3 protein-coding genes are annotated in these 5,467 nt (G+C 71.2%); 2 read left to right on the forward strand and 1 reads right to left on the reverse strand.

What is annotated here, in order from left to right:
* Window positions 1-54 precede the first annotated feature (54 nt).
* Window positions 55-2,421, reverse strand: coding sequence for a DUF459 domain-containing protein (locus AC08OO_RS22305; RefSeq protein ID WP_476611634.1), 2,367 nt, complete (start codon window positions 2,419-2,421; stop codon window positions 55-57).
* A gap of 189 nt (window positions 2,422-2,610) precedes the next feature.
* Here AC08OO_RS22305 and AC08OO_RS22310 point away from each other — a divergent pair, with 189 nt between their 5' ends.
* Together AC08OO_RS22310 and AC08OO_RS22315 are read left to right on the forward strand one after the other, a co-directional pair.
* Entirely contained in the window at window positions 2,611-3,912 is a 1,302-nt protein-coding gene (locus tag AC08OO_RS22310; RefSeq protein ID WP_476611635.1) for a glycosyltransferase family 39 protein, read from the forward strand.
* Window positions 3,913-4,121: 209 nt separating this feature from the next.
* The coding region (locus AC08OO_RS22315; RefSeq protein ID WP_476619028.1) for an acyltransferase family protein at window positions 4,122-5,467 on the forward strand (1,346 nt) is incomplete at its 3' end.

Below are 5,467 nucleotides of genomic sequence, written 5' to 3' on the forward strand. Positions count from 1 at the left end.
CCTGTAGACCGCCCGGTACTGGGCGGAAGGTTAGCGTCGGGTAAAGCGGGCGGGTCAGTCGGGTCCCGCTCCCGTGGTCGGCGTGGTCGGTGCGGGTGCGGCGGCCGCTGCTCCCCGGGCGATCCGGAGAAGCTGGGGAATGATCGCGACACCGATCCGTCGGGCACCGCCATTGGAGATGTGCACACCGTCGTCGTCGCGTAGCCGGACACCGTCCAGTTCGTCGACGTACTTGTCACCAGGAGTGAGAATTGACGTGATGTCGATCACGGTGACGCCGGGATGGCGAGCCGCCGCGGCCCGCAGCAGCGCGTTGAACCGCACCACCCGTTCGGCCTTCGTCTCCGGGTAGATGCCGCCGTTCGGCGCCTCGGTCGGCTTGAACACCGGGGTCGTCAGGAGCACCACCCTGGCACCCTTGGCGCCGAGCGTGTCGATGGCGAGGTCGAGTTCCCGGCCGAGGTAGGCGTCGAACCCCGGATCGCCGATGTGCGTCCACCGGCCGTCCCGCATCTGGTCGGTGACCTCCCAGCGACCGACCAGCAGGATCGCGAGCGCGGGGTTGACCTCGTTCACCCGTTGGGTGAACCGTTGCGGCCACTGGTCGCATCCGTCGGTGGTGGGACCGGCGCTGCCGAGGATGCGCCGCTGCATCCCCCGTGCGACGCCACACCCCAGCTTGGAGAAGTCGTGGATCTCCATACCCTGCTGGGCGGCCATCGAGGAGAAGTCGCTGAACCCCAGGGTGAGAGCCACCGAGTCGCCGCCGAGCAGGACCTTGATCGGGGGGTTCCCGCCGGCCTTGACGGCGACGGCCGGTTGTGGGGAGGTCGCCGCCCGCCGCGCCAACGCCTCCAGGTCCGCGGGAGTGCGCACCGACGCCGACGTCCCGGCGGTCGCCAGCAGGATCACCGCGAGCACCCCGCCCAGGGCGGCGGGCACCGTCACCTGCGGGACGGGGAAGCGTACTTTGCCCCGCCGGATCGGGTTCTCCACGAGGTGGAACGAGGCCAGCGTGATCGCCAGCGTGGCGGCGAGGCGGAGCCCCAGCAGGACCACGCCGTTCGTCCCGGTGCGGGTCGCCGTCAGCGTGAGGAAGATCGGCCAGTGCCACAGGTACAGGCCGTACGAGATGCGGCCGACGAAGGTCAGCGGGGCGGTGGCCAGCACCCTCGCCACCGGGCCTCGGGGCGCTTCCACGAGCGAGGCGACCAGCAGCATCACGATGATCGCAACCCCGAGGAAGCCGCCGGCGTAGAGTCCGCGGCTCTCCCCACTCACCGTTGTCCAGAGGAGAATCATCGCAGCGGTGGCGACACAGCCGACGACCGACATGACCGACCGGGCCCGGGCGGAGATCGGGGTCGTCCGCTGGGCCCGCCAGACGGCGAGGGCGGCCCCGACCAGCAGGGCCTGGGCGCGGCTGTCGGTGCCGTAGTAGATCCGGGAGGGGTTCGTCCCGACCACGAGCAGGGCGAGGCCCACCAACGCGGACGCCTCGGCGCCGAGGACCGCGACCGTGAGCGCGAGCGACTGGGCCTTCTGGCGCTGCCGGCGCCAGCGGTCCACGGTCTTCGCGCTGTGCCGCATCAGCAGGTAGACGATCAGCGGCCACAGGACGTAGAACTGCTCCTCAACGGACAGTGACCAGGTGTGCAGGAGGGGTGACGGAGCCGAGAAGTGGTCGAAGTAGCTCTGGTCGGACAGCGCGAAACGCCAGTTTGCGACATAGAGCAGCGTGGAGAGCGCGTCCAGCCGCAGGGTTCCCACGTCGCCGGGGGAGGCGATCCAGCGGGCGTAGGCCGCCACCCCGAGCAGCAGCAGCAGCAGCGCCGGCATCAGGCGGCGGGACCGGCGGATCCAGAAGGCGCGAAGGTCGATGCGCCGGTTGTAGCGGTACTCGGCGATCAGCAGGCCGGTGATGAGGAACCCGGAGAGGACGAAGAAGGTGTCGACGCCGAGCAGGCCGCCGGGCATCCACGAGACGCCGGCGTGATAGGCGATGACGGCCGTGACCGCGAGCGCGCGCAGGCCGTCGAGCGCGGGGGAGTGCCCGAGCGGCGCGAGCACGGGTCCGGTGGCGTCGAGATCCTCCTCGACCCGCAGCGGCCCCGTCGCCTCGCGCGTGCCGGTCCGCGGCCGGGTGCCGGTCCGGGCTCTCGTCCCGGGTGCCGTCGCCGTCCCGGGAGACCGGTAAGGAGGTCCGGCCGGCGTCCGGGTGGCCCCGGGCCCCGGGCGAGTCCCGCCCAGGCGGGTATTGATCGGGACGGTGTCGGTGGGCTCCGGTCCGGGTGCCACCCGGCGGTGGCGCCCACCGGAGGCGAGCGGGAAGGTGTCGGCGTCGTTGCTGGTCAGCCTCGTTCCCTCCTCGTCGCCGGGGGTTGCGTCAGCTGCGACCTCGCCAGGACATACGACAGGCAAGGCTAATCGCAGCGGCGTGGAAGGACGTACGCGCGGTGTGCTCGCCGCTGTCGCGGCGGACGCGGTGTCGAGCCGTTATCGGGACATTGGTACCTTCCGCGCGTGTCTGAGACCACGGCGGGGTTCCCCCGGATGGTGGCCCCGGCGCCGACGGTGTCCACGGGCCAACCCACGTTGGGATTCCCCGTGATGTCGGGGTTCTCCGCGATGCTGGGGCGGGCACGGCCCGGGCGCTGGCACCTGTGGCTGGCCGCGATCGGGCTGCTCGGTCTCGCCGTCCGCCTGTTCTACCTGTTCCACTGGCTGCATCCGGCGGTCGTGCAGGGGGACCCGTACTACTACCACGAGGCGGCGAACCTCTTCGCCGACGGCCGGGGCTGGCCCGATCCCTACGAACTCGCCCTGTCCGGCCGCTACGTCCCCGACGCCCAGCACCCCCCACTGACCAGCGGGCTGCTGGCCGTGCCGTCGGTGCTCGGATTCACCAGCTTCCTGTCCCACCAGCTGTTCTCGTGTCTGCTCGGCGTGCTGTCGATCGTGCTCGTCGCCCTCGCCGGGCGGCGGATCGCCGGCCCCGTGACCGGACTGGTGGCGGCCGGGATCGCCGCTGTCTATCCGGGCATGTGGCTCAACGACCCGCTGTTGATGTCGGAGACGACCGGGATCCTCACCTGCGCGTGGATCATCCTTGCCGCCTACCGGTTCCGAGACCGGCGGACAGTCGCCGACGCCGCCTGGCTCGGAGTGGCTCTCGCTGCGGTGATGCTCGCGCGAGCGGAACTGGCGCTGCTCGCCGTGGTGCTGGTGGTGCCACTCGTCGCCACGGCCCGTGAACTCGCCTGGCGGCGCCGGATCGCCCTGGTGGCTGTCGCGGCGGCGGTGAGTGCGCTCACGATCGCGCCCTGGACCATCTACAACCTGTCCCGGTTCAGTGAGCCGGAGTACCTGTCCACCGGGCTCGGCTCCACCCTGGCGGTCACCCACTGCCCGGCCAGCTACTCCGGTCGGTACGTCGGCTGGTGGTCGTTCGACTGCATCCTGGCGTTGCCACCCTCGCCCCAGGAACGCTCCGAACGGGATGTGTTCTACCGCCGGGCCGCGTACGACTACATCAAACACAACGAGCGCAGCCTGCCCCGGGTGGCCGCGGCGCGGCTCGGTCGGACGTGGGGGGTCTACCGGCCCTGGCAGCAGGCCCGGCTGGACACCATCGAGCGGCGCCCCCTGCTCCTCAGCCAGGTCGGGATGGTCACGCTGTGGCCGTTGGGGATCGCGGCGCTCGCCGGGGTCGTGGTGCTGCGCCGCCGCCGGGTCGTGCTGCTGCCACTGCTCGCCGTGCCAATCGCCCTGAGCCTCGCCTCGGTCGCGATCTACGGGACGACCCGGTTCCGGGCCGCCGCGGAGCCCGCGATCGTGCTGCTCGCCGCCGTCGCGATCACGGCCACCGCGCGGTGGCTCGGGCGTCGTGTAGTGGCTCGGGTGCTGCGGTAGGTTCGCGGACCGGCGGGTCGGGGCCCCTGGGTGCGGACCCGCCGGCCGGCCTCTGTGCGCGGACTGGCTGGCCGGGTAGACCGTCCGGCCGGGTAGACCGTCCGGCCGGGTAGAAAGGGTGGGTTCGCTCGGGGTGTCGACGTGGTCGCGCACACGGACTGGTACGTTGCCTGGGTGCCGGACCTCGCTGATCTCCGGGCGCTCGGTCGGTGAATGGACCCGCCCTTTCCCTCACGGCCGCAGCCGATTCCGGCGCAGCCGCCGGCCCGGCCGGCACCGCTTCCATCCCCGAACCGCGCACTCCCGCGCCGGTCCGTCCACCCAAGGTCGTCTTCGACGGCTTCGACGGCCTGCGCGCGATCGCGGCGGTCCTCGTGGTCGTCGTGCACACCGCGTTTCCCGCTGGTTTCACCACCAGCAGCTGGCTGGGCCCCTACACCGCCCGGGGTGAGATCGGTGTCGCGGTCTTCTTCCTGATCTCCGGGTTCCTGCTCTACCGTCCGTTCGTCGCCGCCCGGTTCGCCGGCATCCGCGGCTCGGACGCCGCCGGCTACCTGGTCCGGCGGTTCATGCGGATCGTCCCGCTGTACTGGGTGGCGCTCGCCGTTACGCTGACCGTGGTCAGCAGCAAGCGGGTCGGCGTGCACGGCTTGGCCGGTCTGCTCCAGACGGCGTTCTTCGTCCAGGGTTATCAGGAGCACTGGGCGATCCAGGGCCTCACCCAGGCCTGGACCCTGGACGTCGAGGCGGCGTTCTATCTGGCGATACCGGTGTACGCGTGGCTGCTGCGTCGGCGGGACCGTCCACCCGCAGCCCAGTTGCGCGTGGAACTCGCCGCGCTCGCGGTTACGTTCGTTGCCGCCAAGATCGTTCACTACCTGGTGATTCCGTCCACGCAGACCTGGATGAACGGCTGGAACGTCTGGCTGCCGGTCTGGTGGGACCTGTTCGCCATGGGCATGCTGCTCGCCGTGCTCTCGGCCTGGTACTCCCGGCAGGGCAGGTCGCCGCGCTGGGCGGAGCTGCCCGGCTCGGGCACGGTGTGCTGGGGTATCGCAGCGTTCTTCTACTGGGTGTCGAGCAGGCATCTCGGCCTGCCGCTCGTGCCGATCTTCGAAGCCACGCGGAGCCAGGACATGGGCAAGCACCTGGGCTACGGGTTGTTCGGCTTCTTCCTGCTGCTCCCGGCGGTGTTCGGCCACGGCGACCGCGGCTGGGTGCGGCCGCTGCTGGCCAGCCGTCCGCTGGCCTTCCTCGGAGCGATCTCGTACGGCATCTATCTGTGGCACTCGGCCGTCATCGACCTGGTGCTGGAGCACAGCGGCTGGCGGCTGTGGAAGATCCCCTACCCGCCGTTTCTCCTGGTGGTCCTCACCCTGACCGTCGGGGTCTCCACCGTGACGCACTTTTTGATCGAGCGTCCCTGCATCACCCTCTCCCGGGAGTGGGCCCGGCGGGCCGACAGATGGGTGGCGAGGCGCTTCGAAGGGGCGGCGAGGGGCGGGGAGGGCGGCCTCGTGAGCGGGGCCGGCGGATCGCCGGGCGAGGTCGAGGT

This window comes from Frankia sp. CeCAU1, assembly GCF_977971845.1.